This is a genomic window from Mycolicibacterium sp. MU0053 (assembly GCF_963378095.1).
GTDB lineage: Bacteria > Actinomycetota > Actinomycetes > Mycobacteriales > Mycobacteriaceae > Mycobacterium > Mycobacterium burgundiense.
Map to the genome: position 1 here is coordinate 4,787,244 of NZ_OY726397.1, position 14,680 is coordinate 4,801,923.

Annotated in this window: 20 protein-coding genes; 15 read left to right on the forward strand and 5 right to left on the reverse strand. The window is 68.6% G+C overall.

Features of this window, described 5'->3' with window-relative positions:
• Nucleotide 1 precedes the first annotated feature (1 nt).
• The 4 genes from phoU to RCP80_RS22780 all read left to right on the forward strand — a co-directional run bounded on the left by phoU (nucleotide 2) and on the right by RCP80_RS22780 (nucleotide 2,476).
• Complete coding sequence (gene phoU / locus RCP80_RS22765) at nucleotides 2–670, forward strand: phosphate signaling complex protein PhoU (protein WP_308479833.1); 669 nt, start codon at nucleotides 2–4, stop codon at nucleotides 668–670.
• A 113-nt stretch (nucleotides 671–783) separates the two neighbouring features.
• Nucleotides 784–1,017: a microaggregate-binding protein 1 gene (gene mbp1, locus RCP80_RS22770; protein ID WP_308479834.1), complete on the forward strand. Its 234-nt coding sequence runs from the start codon at nucleotides 784–786 to the stop codon at nucleotides 1,015–1,017.
• A gap of 75 nt (nucleotides 1,018–1,092) precedes the next feature.
• On the forward strand, nucleotides 1,093–1,440 hold the full coding sequence (locus RCP80_RS22775; protein WP_308479835.1) for a hypothetical protein: 348 nt from the start codon (nucleotides 1,093–1,095) through the stop codon (nucleotides 1,438–1,440).
• A 157-nt stretch (nucleotides 1,441–1,597) separates the two neighbouring features.
• Nucleotides 1,598–2,476, forward strand: coding sequence for an alpha/beta fold hydrolase (locus RCP80_RS22780; protein ID WP_308479836.1), 879 nt, complete (start codon nucleotides 1,598–1,600; stop codon nucleotides 2,474–2,476).
• A gap of 3 nt (nucleotides 2,477–2,479) precedes the next feature.
• Here the strand turns inward: RCP80_RS22780 and RCP80_RS22785 are convergent, their stop codons facing one another.
• Entirely contained in the window at nucleotides 2,480–2,626 is a 147-nt protein-coding gene (locus tag RCP80_RS22785; RefSeq protein WP_308479837.1) for a DUF1059 domain-containing protein, read from the reverse strand.
• A gap of 81 nt (nucleotides 2,627–2,707) precedes the next feature.
• Between RCP80_RS22785 and RCP80_RS22790 the strand changes: the two genes are divergently transcribed.
• Together RCP80_RS22790 and RCP80_RS22795 are read left to right on the forward strand one after the other, a co-directional pair.
• The gene (locus RCP80_RS22790) at nucleotides 2,708–4,003 is read left to right on the forward strand and encodes an acyl-CoA dehydrogenase family protein (protein ID WP_308479838.1); all 1,296 of its coding nucleotides are present in this window, start codon (nucleotides 2,708–2,710) and stop codon (nucleotides 4,001–4,003) included.
• Between the two features lie 186 nt (nucleotides 4,004–4,189).
• A complete protein-coding gene (locus RCP80_RS22795; protein ID WP_308479839.1) occupies nucleotides 4,190–4,936 on the forward strand; it encodes a sulfite exporter TauE/SafE family protein in 747 nt (248 codons plus the stop codon).
• Nucleotides 4,937–5,217: 281 nt separating this feature from the next.
• Here RCP80_RS22795 and RCP80_RS22800 read toward each other — a convergent pair whose 3' ends face one another.
• From RCP80_RS22800 to RCP80_RS22815, 4 genes are all read right to left on the reverse strand, one after another.
• Nucleotides 5,218–5,484: a DivIVA domain-containing protein gene (locus RCP80_RS22800; protein WP_308479840.1), complete on the reverse strand. Its 267-nt coding sequence runs from the start codon at nucleotides 5,482–5,484 to the stop codon at nucleotides 5,218–5,220.
• Nucleotides 5,485–5,614: 130 nt separating this feature from the next.
• Nucleotides 5,615–6,070: a MaoC family dehydratase gene (locus RCP80_RS22805; protein WP_308479841.1), complete on the reverse strand. Its 456-nt coding sequence runs from the start codon at nucleotides 6,068–6,070 to the stop codon at nucleotides 5,615–5,617.
• A gap of 11 nt (nucleotides 6,071–6,081) precedes the next feature.
• Nucleotides 6,082–6,912, reverse strand: a complete 831-nt coding sequence (locus RCP80_RS22810; protein ID WP_308479842.1) for an acyl-CoA thioesterase — start codon at nucleotides 6,910–6,912, stop codon at nucleotides 6,082–6,084.
• Entirely contained in the window at nucleotides 6,909–8,153 is a 1,245-nt protein-coding gene (locus RCP80_RS22815; RefSeq protein WP_308479843.1) for a CoA transferase, read from the reverse strand. The genes RCP80_RS22810 and RCP80_RS22815 overlap by 4 nt, the downstream gene beginning before the upstream one ends.
• A 97-nt stretch (nucleotides 8,154–8,250) precedes the next feature.
• Here RCP80_RS22815 and RCP80_RS22820 point away from each other — a divergent pair, with 97 nt between their 5' ends.
• The 9 genes from RCP80_RS22820 (at nucleotide 8,251) to RCP80_RS22860 (ending at nucleotide 14,573) form a co-directional block, all read left to right on the forward strand.
• On the forward strand, nucleotides 8,251–8,859 hold the full coding sequence (locus tag RCP80_RS22820; protein ID WP_308479844.1) for a TetR/AcrR family transcriptional regulator: 609 nt from the start codon (nucleotides 8,251–8,253) through the stop codon (nucleotides 8,857–8,859).
• The gene (locus tag RCP80_RS22825) at nucleotides 8,856–9,662 is read left to right on the forward strand and encodes an SDR family NAD(P)-dependent oxidoreductase (RefSeq protein WP_308479845.1); all 807 of its coding nucleotides are present in this window, start codon (nucleotides 8,856–8,858) and stop codon (nucleotides 9,660–9,662) included. The genes RCP80_RS22820 and RCP80_RS22825 overlap by 4 nt, the downstream gene beginning before the upstream one ends.
• Nucleotides 9,662–10,156, forward strand: coding sequence for a metallophosphoesterase family protein (locus RCP80_RS22830; protein ID WP_308479846.1), 495 nt, complete (start codon nucleotides 9,662–9,664; stop codon nucleotides 10,154–10,156). Before RCP80_RS22825 ends, RCP80_RS22830 begins: the two co-directional genes overlap by 1 nt.
• 89 nt (nucleotides 10,157–10,245) lie before the next feature.
• On the forward strand, nucleotides 10,246–10,701 hold the full coding sequence (locus RCP80_RS22835; protein ID WP_308479847.1) for a MarR family winged helix-turn-helix transcriptional regulator: 456 nt from the start codon (nucleotides 10,246–10,248) through the stop codon (nucleotides 10,699–10,701).
• The gene (locus RCP80_RS22840) at nucleotides 10,698–11,510 is read left to right on the forward strand and encodes an ATP-binding cassette domain-containing protein (RefSeq protein WP_308479848.1); all 813 of its coding nucleotides are present in this window, start codon (nucleotides 10,698–10,700) and stop codon (nucleotides 11,508–11,510) included. The genes RCP80_RS22835 and RCP80_RS22840 overlap by 4 nt, the downstream gene beginning before the upstream one ends.
• Before the next feature lie 22 nt (nucleotides 11,511–11,532).
• The gene (locus RCP80_RS22845) at nucleotides 11,533–12,321 is read left to right on the forward strand and encodes an ABC transporter permease (protein WP_373693552.1); all 789 of its coding nucleotides are present in this window, start codon (nucleotides 11,533–11,535) and stop codon (nucleotides 12,319–12,321) included.
• Nucleotides 12,322–12,415: 94 nt separating this feature from the next.
• A complete protein-coding gene (locus RCP80_RS22850; protein ID WP_308479850.1) occupies nucleotides 12,416–12,688 on the forward strand; it encodes a helix-turn-helix transcriptional regulator in 273 nt (90 codons plus the stop codon).
• 10 nt (nucleotides 12,689–12,698) lie between these two features.
• Nucleotides 12,699–13,262 carry a hypothetical protein gene (locus tag RCP80_RS22855; RefSeq protein ID WP_308479851.1) on the forward strand — a complete coding sequence of 188 codons (564 nt, stop codon included), beginning with the start codon at nucleotides 12,699–12,701 and terminating at the stop codon, nucleotides 13,260–13,262.
• A 291-nt stretch (nucleotides 13,263–13,553) separates the two neighbouring features.
• Nucleotides 13,554–14,573 (forward strand): esterase family protein, encoded by a 1,020-nt coding sequence (locus RCP80_RS22860; protein WP_308479852.1) that lies wholly within the window; start codon nucleotides 13,554–13,556, stop codon nucleotides 14,571–14,573.
• Nucleotides 14,574–14,680 lie beyond the last annotated feature (107 nt).

Below are 14,680 nucleotides of genomic sequence, written 5' to 3' on the forward strand. Positions count from 1 at the left end.
GATGCCCACGCGCAGCGCCTTCCGAAAACGTCTCGACGCGCTCACCGAGGACACCAGCGCCATGTGCGCCCTCGCCGGTTCCGTGATGGCGCAGGCGACCACGGCGTTACTGCGGTACGACGAATTCGACTCCGCCGCAATGCAGGACGATCTCGCCGAGCTGCACATGAAGCACCGCAAGGTGGAGAGATCGGCACTGGTGACGTTGGCCTGTGAGGCCCCGGTCGCCCGCGATCTGCGCTACGTGGTGTCCGCTTTGCACATCGCCTCGGACGCCGATCGGATGGGTGAACTCGCTGCGCATGTCGCGCGGACCGTGCATCGTCGTCGGCCCGCACCCGTGGTCACCGAGTCGGTGGCCGGCTACTTCGAAGCGATGGGCCGGCTGGTCGTCGACCTCGCCCACGCGGCGGCCGCCGTTGTTGTCGACGGCGATATCGTCCGCGCCGACCGGATCCGGCAGACCGACGACTCCGTCGACGAGTTGCATCGGCGACTGTTCGCGGTCTTGATGAGCCGGGATTGGGACGGTGGCGTACAGCAGGCCGTCGACCTGATCCTGCTGGGCAGGTTCTACGAGCGGTTCGGTGACCACGCCACCGCGATTGCGGATTGGATCGAGTTTCGCACCACCGGAAACAGCCCGTTGCGTGGCGACACCGCCTGCTGATGCGGGCTGCTCTCGTCGGCCATGTTTAGGCAGAACCGGATCGAGGAACCCCACGCCCACGAGCCGTTTCTGGGCTTGTGGACAAATCGTAGAGATCCGCGGGAGGAGTGCATATGGCCGACAACAGCGGTCCGCAAGAAGGCATCAAGGGCATCGTCGAGGACGCAAAAGGCAAGGCCAAGGAAGCGGTCGGCACGGTGACCGGTCGTGACGACCTCACCAAGGAGGGCAAGGCCCAGCAGGACAAGGCCGACGCTCAGCGCGACGTCGCGCAGAAGGAGGCCGAAGCCGAGTCGGCGCGCGGGGCCGCGAAGGCCGCCGAGAAGCGCCAAGAGGCCGAGCAGTAATTCGGACCCGGCAACCAGCCCCATTGAAGGCCCGGCTCACCCAGCCGGGCCTTCAATGGCTTCCGGGAGGAGAACATGAGCGACAACCCAGCAACCGCGCCCGCCCCGCACCCCTCGGCCGCCAACCCCGTTCGTAATTGGGTACTGGCGCTGAGCACCCTGCTGGGCGCCGCCGCGGTGGTGATCTTCGCGTTCGTCCAGGTGATGGGGACGGCGGGCTGCAGTAGCGATCAAACGTGCCCGCGGCCGGGTTTCGGCGAGTTGGGCTTCACCGTGCTGGTGTACGGCGCGCCCGCCGTCGCGGTGGCTGCGATAGCGCTGTCCTTCGTCACCGCCCGCAAGCCGTACGGTCACTGGGTCCCGATCGGCGCGTGGGTGCTCATTCTGCTGGCCTTCGGCGTGCTGGCGCTGACGTTCCCCTAGGTGCGCTGGGTGCGCGTCACCGGGCCTGCCGGGCACTCGTCGGCGATAGTGATCGAACTGTTATGCATGCAGGTCAGCGGGCCGAATACGGCGATTCAGGAGCGCTTGTTACTCGTCAGTAACCCGGCTGGCAGGAGGGGCGGCTATCGTCGCGCACATGGACCAAGTTCGTTACCTCGACCTGCATGGCGACCGCATCGCCTACCGGGATTCCGGTGACGCGGGCGGAGCCGAGACACTCCTGCTCGTCCACGGCATGTCGGGTAGTTCCGCGACGTGGCGCGACATCATGCCCGCGCTGGCCGAGGGGCGCCGCGTCGTGGCTCCCGACCTGCTCGGCCACGGACAATCCGACAAGCCGCGCGGCGACCACTCGCTGAGCGCATCGGCGGTGTGGCTGCGCGACTTTCTCGACGCGCTCAAGATCGCGCGGGTCACCCTCGTCGGGCACTCGCTCGGCGGCGGGATAGGGATGCAGTTCGCCCACCAGCACCGCGACCGCTGCGATCGGGTGATCCTGATCGGCTCCGGCGGGCTGGGCCGGGAGCCGAGTTGGATGCTGCGAGCACTGGCCGCCCCGGGTGCCGAATACCTGCTCCCGGCGGTGACGCCCAGGCCGGTGCTGACCGCAGGCAACGTCGTGCGCGGCTGGCTTGCCGGCGCCGGCGTGCGCTCGCAACGCGGAGCGCAACTGTGGAGCGCCTATTCCAAGCTTTCGGATGCCGACACCCGCCACGCCGTCCTGAGCACCGTGCGCTCGGCCGCGGACGTCCGCGGCCAAGCCGCGGCGAGCGCGCTCGACCGCCCGCAGCCGTCGTCGCAAATGCCGGTGCTACTGCTGTGGGGTGAGCAGGACCCCGTCGTCCCCGTCGCGGACGGGCACGCCGCACACCAAGTCCTGCCCAACAGCCGGCTGGAGGTGCTGCCCGCGGCGGGCCACGCACCGCACGTCGAAGTCCCCGATGAGGTGGTCGACCTCATCGAGGACTTTCTCGCCACTACCGAGCGGCGATCGGTGATGCTGACCCGCTGCTAGGAATCAGTAGGCGATGAACAGGATTTCGTCGCGGCTGTACTCGTGCTCCGGATGGTTCGCCGCCAGGTGCTTCTGGGTCTTCTCGACCAAGTCGTCCTCGTCGGTCCCGACGATGGACTCTCCGCACGGACAGTTCAGGTGAGTCTTCATGCGTACAGGTCTACCTCACCGCGGCAATCTGCGGTAGACACGGAGGCGCCCGGCCGAACACCGACAGGACGGTGATCCACTATGTGGGATTTCGGAACCGACCCCGAGTACCAGGAAAAGCTCGATTGGGTCGACGAGTTCATCCGTTCCGAGGTCGAACCGCTGGACTTCCTGCCGCTGGACCCCTACGACAAATGGAACCCGGTGGTGATGGCCGCGCTGCGGCCGCTGCAGCAGCAGGTCCGCGACCACGGGTTGTGGGCGGCGCACCTGACCCCGGAATTAGGAGGGCAAGGCTACGGGCAGGTGAAGCTCGCTTTGCTCAACGAGATCCTGGGGCGTTCCCGGTGGGCGCCGTCGGTGTTCGGCTGCCAGGCGCCGGACTCGGGCAACGCCGAAATCCTGGCGCTGTTCGGCACCGACGATCAGCGGCGGCGCTACCTGCAACCGCTGCTCGACGGCGAGATCAGCTCCTGCTATTCGATGACCGAACCGCAGGGCGGCTCCGATCCGGGCCTGTTCGTCACCCGCGCCGAACGGGACGGCGGATCGTGGGTGATCAACGGCGAGAAGTGGTTTTCCTCCCACGCCCGCCATGCCAGCTTCTTCATCGTCATGGCCGTCACCAACCCGGCTGCGCGCACCCGCGACAAGATGTCCCTGTTCATCGTGCCGGCCGAAACCCCGGGCATCGAGATCGTCCGCAATGTCGGAGTCGGATCGGAATCCGCCGACCACGGCACCCACGGTTATGTGCGCTACACCGATGTCCGCGTGCCGCTGGACCATGTGCTCGGCGGTGAGGGCCAGGCCTTCGCGATTGCCCAGACCCGGCTCGGCGGCGGCCGGATCCACCACGCGATGCGCACCATCGCGTTGGCCCGCCGCGCCTTCGACATGATGTGCGAGCGCGCGGTGTCGCGGCAGACCCGACAGGGTCCGCTGGCGAACTTCCAACTGACGCAGGAGAAGATCGCCGACAGTTGGATCGAGATCGAGCAGTTCCGGTTGCTGGTGCTGCGCACCGCGTGGTTGATCGACAAGCATCACGACTATCAGTTGGTGCGGCGCGACATCGCCGCGGTGAAGGTCGCGATGCCGGGCGTGCTGCACGCCGTGGTGCAACGCGCGATGCATCTGCACGGCGCGCTCGGGGTCTCCAACGAGATGCCGTTCGTCAAGATGATGGTGGCCGCCCAGTCGCTGGCCATCGCCGACGGCCCCACCGAGGTGCACAAGCTGACGCTGGCGCGCCGAACCCTCAAGGAGTACGAGCCCGTCGACACCATGTTCCCGTCGGCGCACCTTCCGACCCGCCGCGCGGAGGCGCAGGCCCGGCTGGCCGAGCGCCTCGAGATCGAGGCCGCCGAACTGTAACTTCCCCCCTTCCACCGCCCCCTCCCACCGCCCCCCTTCCACCGCCCCCCTCCCAGCGCGAGCGGGCGTGTTCCCGGCCGACACGCCGGGTGTTTGGCCGGGATCGCGCACGCTCGCCGCGCACTGGCGGGGTAGGTGTGGCACGCTTGCCGCCGTCATGCGTGCCACGAGTCCACCTCCGCTTCGATGAATGCCCTCCTGCTGTTCGTCGCAGGCGTCGCCGGCGGCCTCACCGGAAGTGTCGCGGGGCTGGCGTCGGTGGCCACTTATCCCGCGCTGCTCGCCGTCGGATTGCCGCCGGTGACGGCCAACGTCACCAACACCGTCTCGCTCGTCTTCAACGGCGTCGGCTCGGTCCTGGGTTCGCGGCCGGAACTCAAAGGGCAAGGGCCGTGGCTGCGCAAAGTCTGGCCGATGGCCGCGATCGGTGGCGCGGCCGGCGCGTTCCTGCTGCTCTACACCCCCGCGGAGAGTTTCGAGCGGGCCGTGCCGATCCTGCTCGGCGGTTCGGCGCTGGCCATCCTGTTGCCTCGACGCCCGCGATCGCCCGAGGACAAGCCCCGACGTCGTCGGCAGGTGCAGATTCTTGAAGCCATTGCGATCCTGCTGATCGCAATCTATGGCGGCTATTTCGGCGCGGCGGCAGGAGTGCTGCTGTTGGCCGTTTTCCTGCGCGCCGGCGGGGCGAGCCTGGCGCACGCGAACGCGTCGAAGAACCTGCTACTGGGTATCGCCAATCTTGTCGCGGCAGTGGTGTTTGCGGTGCTGGCTCCGGTGGCGTGGGCCGCCGTCGTCCCGCTGGGCCTGGGTTGCCTGCTGGGGTCACGGCTGGGACCGGTGGTGGTGCGTCACGCCCCCGCCACTCCGCTGCGACTGCTGATCGGCGCCGCCGGCCTGGCCGTCGCCATCAAGATCGGCCTCGACACCTACTGACCCTGCGGGATTGCGCTGCCGGCCTTGGAATTGCACTGTTGGCGTTGGGATTGCAATCACGCTCTCGAGATTGCCGGGATGGCAGTACTTCGGCCGAAAAACCGCCGTGAGTTCAATCTCGAAGCCACCAACGCAATCTCGAGCGAAGCGCGCGCGGCGAGGCGAGCGAAGCGCGCGCGGCGAGGCGAGCGAAGCGCGCGCGGCGAGGCGAGCGAAGCGCGCGCGGCGGGGCGGCGCGGCGGGGGCGGCGCGCGGGTTGAGGCCGCACAAGGCGAGGCCCGCTAGCGGCGAAGAGCCTCCAGCGTGCACGCTATCCGCTCCAGCAGCTCTTCGACCTCGTCCTCGTTGTAGCCGCGCTTGCCCACCGGCGGCTTTCGCAACCGGGTCTCGCGCACCTCGGCGGCCGTCAGCGTGCCGCGTCCCTCCAGGCGCGCGACCACCTCCTCGAGCAGCTTGTCGACCTGGTCCTCGTCGTAGCCGCGGCGGCCGAATCGGGGCTTGCGGAAGCGGGCATCGCGGACATCGGCGGCGGTCAATAGTGCGCTCATGGGTCGATCGTAAAGACCACGAGGGCGCCGAGCACTTCACTTATGCGACGCGAGCGTGCGCAGTCCCGGCCAAACACGCGGCGTGTCGGCCGGGGACACGCCCGCTCGCGGAAATCGGAAGCTGCGCCGATCAGAAGATGTAGCGCAGGATGCTCTCCGCGACGCAGGCGGGCTTGCTGCCGCCCTCGATCTCGACGGTCGTGGTCACCGTCAACTGCAATGCGCCGTCGCCGAGGTCCTCGACCTTGGTCAGCGTCGAGGTACCACGCACCTTGGCGCCCACCAGTACCGGCGCCGGGAAGCGAACCTTGTTCAGCCCGTAGTTGATTGCGAGCTTGATGCCCTCCACCGAGTAGATCTTGTGCATCAGCACCGGCAACAGCGACAGCGTCATGAAGCCGTGCGCAATGGTGCCACCGAACGGTCCGGCGGCCGCCTTCTCCGGATCGACGTGGATCCACTGATGGTCGCCGGTGGCGTCAGCGAACAGGTTGACCGCGTCCTGCGTGATGGTCACCCAGTCGCTGGTGCCGAGTTCCTCGCCCTGGGCCGCAACCAGATCTGAGGCCGAAGTGAACTTCCGCATGCTGATTCCTCCTACTTTGTTGTTGTGCTTGAGCTTTCACGCTCGGCGATCAGGCCTTCCTGAACGAGCGTCGCGCAGATGTCGCCGTCGGCCCCGAGCAGACTGGCGGTCACGACACCGCGGCCCCGTGCCCCGGCGGGCGAACGCGACTCCACCAGGTTCCACCGGTCCGCGTGCACACGTCGATGAAACCAGACCGCCGCGTCAGTGGTGCCGCTGCGGTGCGTGCGTGCCCGCATCGAATGGCCGTGCACCTGCAGCGCCGGGTCGATCATGTAGACGTCGGTGACGAACAGCATCGCGCAGGCATGCAGCAGGGCGTCCTCGGGCAGCGCCACCGTGGCACGCCACCACAATCGGCGCACGAACTCCGGTCCCGCACCCTCGTCGGCAACCCGGATGTCGAGTTCGTCGAGCGGCAGGCCCGGCGCGGGACCCGGCGGCCCGGTGCGATCGAGTTCGGCGGGGTCGTGCGGCAGTGCTCCGCGGTTGCCGTGCTCGGGACCGGGCAGCGGCCGGGAGAACGACACCGTCGCGGTGGTGAGAATCTTGCCGGCTTGGCGCGCCACCACGCGGCGGGTCATGGCGGTCCGTCCGTCGTGGGTGCGTTCCACGGTGTACTCGGTGGGTTCGACGGCCTCGCCGGTGCGCAGGAACTGCAGATGCAGGCTGGTCGGGGCGACGTCGGCGGCGGGGTCGGTCAGGCTGGCGGCCGCCGCGGCCAGCGACTGCGCCAGAAACTGCCCACCGAATGCGCGCTTGCCCGCCGGACCGTACCCGAAACCCACCCACACATCGGCGCCGACAGATTCCAGTTCCAGGACTTTGCGCAGCGCGCTCACTGACGACTCATATCGTCGGATGATGTTGCTACTGCGCCGCTTTCACGCAACCGGGCGGTCTCCTCTGCCGAGATCCGCAGGTGTTCGCCGAGCACCGATTCGGTGTCGTCACCGAGCGCGGGCGACGCCACGGCTGGGTTCCGGCTGCCGTCGAACTCCAGCGGCAGGCTCGGTGCCAGATACTCCCCGATGCGTGGCTGATTCAGCACGGTGAACAAGGGGTTCTGCGTCACCTTCGGATCCGCGCTGGCCTCGGCGAAGGTGCGGTAGCGCTCCCACAGGATCGACGTGCCCGCCAGTCCGGCGGCGACCTGCTCGCCGGTGTGGTCGGCAAACCAGACGCTGAACAAACCGGTGAGCGCGTCGCGGTGCCGGTATCGCTGCCCTTCGTCGGCGAAGTCGGCATCGAGTGCCTCGGCAAGGGCGGCAACGGCTTTGGTGGTTCCGGTCAACTCGGCGAGGTCGCGGAAGTGCCGGGGGGTCAGCGCCACCAGCATGAACGAAATGCCGTCGCTGCTGGTGAAGTTGGCGCCGTACTGGCCGTAGAGCGAGTTTCCGAGCCGCTGCCGTTGCGATCCGGTCACCATGGGCTCGGTCAGGAAACCGAGGTTTCCGGCGGTGGCCAGTGCGACGTCCTCCAACGGCAACCGGATGCGGCTGCCGGCGCCGGTGGCGTCGCGGTGCCGCAGCGCACTCACGATGCCGAGCGCGGCGTACAACCCGCAGGCCACATCCCAGGCCGGCAGCACGTGGTTGACGGGCCCGGACTCGGTCGCCGGCCCGGTGACCAACGGGAATCCGAGGCCGGCGTTGACGGTGTAGTCCACCCCGGTGCCGCCGTCGGCACGACCGGAGACCTCCAGGTGGATCAGGTCGGGGCGCCGGGCGACCAGCGCGTCGTATCCATGCCACTCGCGCCCGGCGACGTTGGTGATCAGGATCCCGCCCTGCGGCCCGCTCTCGGCGACCAGCCGGGCCACCAGTTCCTGCCCGTCGGGGCTGCGCATGTCGACCGCGACCGACCGCTTGCCCTTGTTCAGGCCGGCCCAGTAAATGCTCTCGCCGTCCTCGGTCAGCGGCCACCGGCGGTAGTCGGCGGCGCCGCCGATGGGGTCCACCCGGATCACCTCGGCGCCCAGCTGAGCCAGCGTCATCCCGGCCAGCGGCACCGCCACGAAACTCGAGACCTCGACGATCCGCACCCCGGCCAGCGGGGTGGCCGAACCCGACGTTCCGATCATTGCGCGCCCTTTCTGGCCCGACGTCGTTCCGGCGTCAGTCAACCAGTACCGCGACAACGGCTGCCATGCCGGTGGTGTTGATGCCTATCCTTTGCTCGTGAGGTCTCGGATTGACGCGGCGATTGAGCGGGCGCTGGATGCCCGTCAACGGGAGGCCGCCGAGGAGGTCGACCGGATCCTGTCGGCGGCGCTCGGCGTGATCGAGCGGACCGGCCCGGCGCCGCCCAGGGTCAGTGACATCGTCGCCGCGGCCGGTACCTCCAATGCCGCGTTCTACCGCTACTTCACCGGCAAGGACGAGTTGCTGCTCGCGGTGATGGAACGCGGCGTCAACATCACCGCGGCCTATCTGAGCCGGGAGATGGCCGCCCAGGACAGTCCGGTCGCCAAGATCCGGGCCTGGGTCATCGGGGCGCTCGGCCAGGTCGGCGAGCCCCGCCGCACCGCCCGCAGCCGCGCGGTGCTCAGCCAGTTCAGCTCGGTCCCGGACGGGCAGATCACCGCCCCGATGCGAGACCTGTTGGTCGGGCCGTTGACCGACCTGGGCTCCGCGGACCCGGCTCGCGACGCCGACGCGCTGTTCACGACGGTCAGCGGCGTGCTTCGCCAGCACGCGGCCGAGCAGTCCGAACCCGGACGCGACGAGATCGAGCAGGTGGTGGCGTTCTGCCTGGCCGCCGTCGACGCCGGGCAGGTGCGGCGGTGACGATCAGTCCGGCGCTGCTGTCGCTGACCGGCCGGGTGGCCGTGGTCACCGGGGGTGGCGCCGGGATCGGTCGCGGGATCGCCGAGGGGTTGCGGGCGTTCGGCGCCGAGGTGGCGATCTGGGAACGCAATGCCGAAACCTGCCGGGCGACAGCCGAAGCCATCGGTGCGCTCGGGCTGACGGTCGATGTCCGCGACGGCGAGCAGGTGGATGCCGCGCTGGCGCGGACGGCCGACGAGCTGGGCACGGTGAGCATCCTGGTCAACAACGCCGGCGGGGTGTTCCACTCGCCGCTGTTGGAAACCACGGAAAACGGTTGGGATGCGCTCTACCGCAGCAACCTTCGCCACGTCCTGCTTTGCACGCAGCGGGTGGCCCGGGCACTGGTCGCCGCCGAGGAGCCGGGCAGCGTCATCAACGTCACCTCGATCGAAGGGGTGCGGGCCGCGCCGGGGTACGCCGCCTACTCGGCCGCCAAGGCGGGCGTCATCAACTACACCCGCACGGCCGCACTGGAGTTGGCCGCTCATGGCATCCGAGTAAACGCGCTGGCGCCCGACATCACGCTGACCGAGGGGCTGGCGGCGCTTGCCCAGCAGGACCATTCCGCGCGACTGGCGCAGATCGTGCCGGCCGGCCGCGCGGGCCACGTCGACGACCTGGCCGGTGCCGCGGTCTTCCTGGCCTCCGAACTGGCGAGCTACATCACGGGCCAGACGTTGCACGTCGACGGCGGCACCCAGGCTGCCGGCGGCTGGTACCACCACCCGCAGTCCGGTGACTACGTGTTGGGCCCCAGCTGATGCGGCTGCTGCTGATCTCCGACACCCACGTCCCGACGCGGGCCAAGGACCTGCCGGCGGCGGTGTGGGCGGCGGTCGACCGCGCCGACGTCGTCGTCCACGCCGGCGACTGGATGGCCCTCGAACTGCTCGATGCGCTCGAGCAGCGCGCGACGCGGTTGGTCGCGTGCTGGGGCAACAACGACGGGCCGGAGTTGCGGACCCGGTTGCCGGAACGCGCGGATGTCACGCTGGCCGGGCTGCGGTTCACGGTGACCCACGAAACCGGCGCGGCCGCCGGGCGGGAGGCCCGCATGGCGCGGCGCTATCCCGACACCGATGTGCTGGTGTTCGGCCACAGCCACATTCCGTGGGACACCACCTCGGCCACCGGGTTGCGGCTGCTCAACCCCGGTTCGCCGACCGATCGGCGCCGACAGCCGTACTGCACCTACATGACGGCCACCGCGGCCGACGGCACGCTGTCCGAGGTGACCCTGCACCGCCTGCCCTGAGCGATTTCGGTGCGCCCAGAGGCGGTCAGCGCCGCCCAGCGCACCGAAATCACCGGAGAATACCTCTGACGCAGAGGTATTGTGGCGGCGTGACCACCCACTCCGACCTGACGGCCGACCTGTTCGGGACGGTCGGCCGGTTCCGACGCCAGGTGCGGCGCACCGCCGGCCGCGCGTTCGACACCGCAGGCCTGACCGAATCCCAAGCCGAACTCGTGCGGCTGATCGGGCGGCACCCCGACATCTCGATCAGCGCCGCGGCGGCCGAACTCGGTTTGGCCGCCAACACGGCCTCGACGCTGGTGTCCAAGCTCTCCGGTGACGGCCTGGTGATCCGCGACGTGGATCCGGCCGACCGCCGGGTGGGCCGGTTGCGGCTCAGCCCCGAGGCGCAGCGGATCGCCGACGACTCCCGTCGGGCGCGACGTGCGGCCCTCGCGGTCGCCTTCGATCAGCTCTGCGACGACGAGATCGACGCACTCACAGCAGGATTGGCGGTATTGAACAAGATGACCCAGCTGCTCGACGAAGGACAGCCGCAATGACCACCGAGCTGGCGATCGACTGCCGCGACCTCACGCATCGCTACGGCGACGTCACCGCCGTCGACGGGCTGAGCCTGCAGGTCCGCCGCGGCGAAACCATGGGACTGCTGGGCCCCAACGGCGCGGGCAAGACCACCGCGGTGCGGGTACTGACCACGCTGACGCCACCGCAGCAGGGCCAGGTCCTGATCTTCGGCCTGGACACCCGGACCGACACCATGGCCATCCGCTACAACATCGGCTATGTGCCACAACAACTCTCGATCGAGTCCGCGCTGACCGGCCGGCAGAACGTGCAGTGGTTCGCCAGGCTGTACGACGTGCCCCGCCGCGAACGTGCCGGCCGGGTGGCCGACGCGCTGGCGACGATGAACCTCACCGAGGTGGCCGACAAACCCGCAGCGACGTACTCCGGCGGCATGGTCCGCCGCCTCGAGTTGGCGCAGGCACTGGTCAATCGGCCCGCACTGCTGATTCTCGACGAGCCCACCGTCGGACTGGACCCCATCGCCCGCGACGACGTCTGGGCGCAGGTGCAGCAGATGCAGGACGAGTACGGCATGACGGTCCTGCTCACCACGCACTACATGGAGGAAGCCGACGCGCTGTGCGACCGGGTCGCACTGCTCCACCAGGGCCGATTGCAGACCGTCGGCGCCCCCGATGAACTCAAGGCCACCGTGGGACCGCAGGCCAGCCTCGAGGACGTCTTCCGGCACTACGCCGGCTCCCACCTGGACGACGACACCTCCAAGCGGGGGCTACGCGAAATCCGTTCCAGCCGAAGGACTGCCCGCCGTGTCAGTTGAATCCGGCCCCGCCCCGGACCTGATGCGGGCACCACGCGGGTGGCGCCGGGTCCGCGGACTGCTCGAACGCATGCTCACGTTCGCGGCCGTCGAACTACAGAAACTGCGTCACGACCGCACCGAACTGCTGACCCGCATGGTCCAGCCCGCGCTGTGGCTGCTGATCTTCGGGCAGACGTTTTCGCATCTGCGGATCATCGACACCGGCTCGGTGTCCTACCTGGCGTTCCTGGCGCCCGGCATCATCGCGCAGTCGGCACTGTTCATCTCGATCTTCTACGGCATCCAGCTGGTGTGGGATCGCGATGCGGGCATCCTGGCCAAGCTCATGGTCACCCCGACGCCGGCCTCGGCGCTGATCACCGGCAAGGCCTTCGCCGCCGGGGTCCGCTCGATCGTCCAGGTGATCGGCGTCTTGGCGATCGCGTATCTGCTGGGCGTGACCATGACCGTCAACCCGCTGCGGATCCTGGCCGCCATGGCGGTGGTGGTGCTGGGCTCGGCATTCTTCGCCTGCCTGTCGATGACGCTGGCCGGCCTGGTCCGCAACCGCGACCGCCTGATGGGCATCGGCCAGGCCATCACGATGCCGCTGTTCTTCGCCTCCAATGCGCTGTATCCGGTGGACATCATGCCGGAATGGCTGCGGTGGCTCTCGGCGATCAACCCGCTGAGCTATCAGGTGGACGCGCTGCGCGGATTGTTGCTGGGAACGCCGTCGAACCTGCTGCTGGACCTCGCGGTGCTGGTGGTGGCCGCGGTGCTCGGCGTCATCTCGGCCTCGGCCCTGCTGCGCCGCCTGGTCCGGTGATTTCGGTGCGGTTGGGCGCGCTCAGCGCCACTGAGCGCACCCAAATCGCCATAAGGGGTTGACAGATCGTTGGGTTTTCCCAACGCTTGGTTGGGTGAGTCCGGTCCGACGGGGTGCCTCGCTGCCCATCTACAACCGTATCGGCGTGCTGCGCGCTGAACGGCGGCTGAGCCGGGCTGACTTGGCGAACCTCATCGCGGTGAACCCGCAGACCGTGGGGGCGCTCGAACGCGGCGACCACTATCCCAGCCTCGATCTGGCACTGCGGATCTGCGCAGTATTCGACCTGCCGGTCGAGGCGGTGTTCTCCCGTACGGAGTTCACCCCGCTATCGGCCGAGGTCTACCGCCGAAACCCTCGAACCTGAAGGAGGCGACATGCCTGAACAGGCAGCCACCGACAACCGCAACGTCTTGCAGCGCTATCAGGATTTCCGCACCCGGCGCTTCCTCAAGAACGAAAAGACCTGGTCCGCAGCGCTGCCCAGCTGGCGCACCCGCCGGCGACGCCACAGCCTGGTCATCGCGGTGGCGCTGTCGTTTGTCGTGATGGCGACGACGGCGGTGCTGTGCGCCCTCGGCGTCCCGTTGGCCGCATTGCTGTGGCTCGTCGCCTGTGCGCTGTTCTTCCCGAGCTGGACCGCACTGCAGATCGTGTCGAGCCGGCAGGGCGACGCCCCGGAGGCCGCGCTCGACGAGTTCGAAGTCGCCCAACGCAACAACGCGCGTTCCATCGGATTGACCATCACGCAGTATCTGATGCTCATCCCGATCGGCTATCTGCTGATCGGCGCGATCCACGGTCTCGGCGAGGTCGAGGTGGTGGCCTATGCAGGCGCCCTGATGGTCCTGACGGTCCTGATGATCGGCGGCTGTTCGCCGGCGATGATCCTGGCCTGGGTGCGGCCGGACCCCGATCCCGAGGACGATCCGCGGCGCTGAGCCCGGCGCGGGCAGCCGGCGACGTCAACCGTGACGCCCGCCCCGACGCAGCCCTGCTAGCACCCGGCTGAGCTGCGGCGAACACCGCGGCGTCGCGGATCGCCCGGACCCCGACACGCCGGGGTTCGGTCACAACGCGGTGACGAATCGGCGTCCGTGACGACGCGTAATCGTTAGGCAACCGCGACCGCTCAGGGTGGTTTCCGGGGCCGCTCAACGGAAATCCCATGGTTCACTTGCGTCACACAGGTAACACAACCTTGTAATTACGACCATGGAGGAGCGACAGTCGTGAGGCTCGCAGAAGAAATCCGCCGGAAGGTGCGCGGTACGGCCAGGGCATCCCTGCGCCGGCTGTCGGTCGCCGCGATCGCGGCCGCCGTGTTGCCGGGACTGATGGGCGTTGTCGGGGCCACGGCACCCGCGGGGGCGTTCTCGCGTCCAGGACTACCCGTCGAATACCTGATGGTCCCGTCGCCGTCGATGGGACGCGACATCAAGGTGCAGTTCCAGGGCGGCGGACCGCACGCGGTCTACCTGCTCGACGGCCTGCGCGCCCAGGACGACTTCAACGGCTGGGACATCAACACCCCGGCGTTCGAGTGGTTCCACAACTCGGGCCTGTCGGCGATCATGCCCGTCGGCGGCCAGTCCAGCTTCTACACCGACTGGTACCAGCCGTCCCAGGGCAACGGTCAGGACTATACCTACAAGTGGGAAACGTTCATGACCCAGGAGCTGCCGGCCTGGCTCGCGGCCAATCGCGGTATCTCGCAGACCGGTAACGCCGCGGTGGGCCTGTCGATGGCCGGCGCCGCGTCACTGACCTACGCCATCTGGCATCCGCAGAAGTTCGTCTACGCGGGCTCGATGTCGGGCTTCCTCAACCCGTCCGAGGGCTGGTGGCCGACCCTGATCGGGCTGGCGATGAGCGACGCCGGCGGCTACAGCGCCACCAGCATGTGGGGCCCGTCGTCCGACCCGGCCTGGAAGCGCAACGATCCGATGGTCAACATCAACCGCCTGGTCGCCAACAACACCCGCGTCTGGATCTACTGCGGTACCGGCAATCCGTCGGACCTCGATGCGGGCGCCAACGGCGGTAACCTGCTGGCCGCGCAGTTCCTCGAGGGGCTGACGCTGCGGACCAACGTCACCTTCCGGGACAACTACCTGGCTGCCGGTGGCACCAACGGTGTGTTCAACTTTCCGGCCAACGGCACCCACAGCTGGGGCTACTGGGGCCAGGAATTGCAGCACATGATTCCCGACATGCAGCGGGTGCTCAACGGCGCGCCGCCCGCCGCCTGATCAATCCCCACACGGTGGCCCCCGCTTCGGCGGGGGCCACTGTACTTTGCGCCCCCTGTACTGTGCGCCCAAACTCCCCTTTGGGCCGCAAAGTCCGGCATTTCGTC

What these genes read in the sequence shown, in the direction of transcription:
- phoU (WP_308479833.1), top strand. Translation starts at nt 2, where the DNA reads ATGCCCACGCGCAGCGCCTTCCGAAAACGTCTCGACGCGCTCACCGAG.
- RCP80_RS22785 (WP_308479837.1), bottom strand. Translation starts at nt 2,626, where the DNA reads ATGAAGACTCACCTGAACTGTCCGTGCGGAGAGTCCATCGTCGGGACC.
- RCP80_RS22790 (WP_308479838.1), top strand. Translation starts at nt 2,708, where the DNA reads ATGTGGGATTTCGGAACCGACCCCGAGTACCAGGAAAAGCTCGATTGG.
- RCP80_RS22855 (WP_308479851.1), top strand. Translation starts at nt 12,699, where the DNA reads ATGCCTGAACAGGCAGCCACCGACAACCGCAACGTCTTGCAGCGCTAT.
- RCP80_RS22795 (WP_308479839.1), top strand. Translation starts at nt 4,190, where the DNA reads ATGAATGCCCTCCTGCTGTTCGTCGCAGGCGTCGCCGGCGGCCTCACC.
- RCP80_RS22840 (WP_308479848.1), top strand. Translation starts at nt 10,698, where the DNA reads ATGACCACCGAGCTGGCGATCGACTGCCGCGACCTCACGCATCGCTAC.
- RCP80_RS22780 (WP_308479836.1), top strand. Translation starts at nt 1,598, where the DNA reads ATGGACCAAGTTCGTTACCTCGACCTGCATGGCGACCGCATCGCCTAC.
- mbp1 (WP_308479834.1), top strand. Translation starts at nt 784, where the DNA reads ATGGCCGACAACAGCGGTCCGCAAGAAGGCATCAAGGGCATCGTCGAG.
- RCP80_RS22800 (WP_308479840.1), bottom strand. Translation starts at nt 5,484, where the DNA reads ATGAGCGCACTATTGACCGCCGCCGATGTCCGCGATGCCCGCTTCCGC.
- RCP80_RS22775 (WP_308479835.1), top strand. Translation starts at nt 1,093, where the DNA reads ATGAGCGACAACCCAGCAACCGCGCCCGCCCCGCACCCCTCGGCCGCC.
- RCP80_RS22815 (WP_308479843.1), bottom strand. Translation starts at nt 8,153, where the DNA reads ATGATCGGAACGTCGGGTTCGGCCACCCCGCTGGCCGGGGTGCGGATC.
- RCP80_RS22805 (WP_308479841.1), bottom strand. Translation starts at nt 6,070, where the DNA reads ATGCGGAAGTTCACTTCGGCCTCAGATCTGGTTGCGGCCCAGGGCGAG.
- RCP80_RS22845 (WP_373693552.1), top strand. Translation starts at nt 11,533, where the DNA reads ATGCGGGCACCACGCGGGTGGCGCCGGGTCCGCGGACTGCTCGAACGC.
- RCP80_RS22830 (WP_308479846.1), top strand. Translation starts at nt 9,662, where the DNA reads ATGCGGCTGCTGCTGATCTCCGACACCCACGTCCCGACGCGGGCCAAG.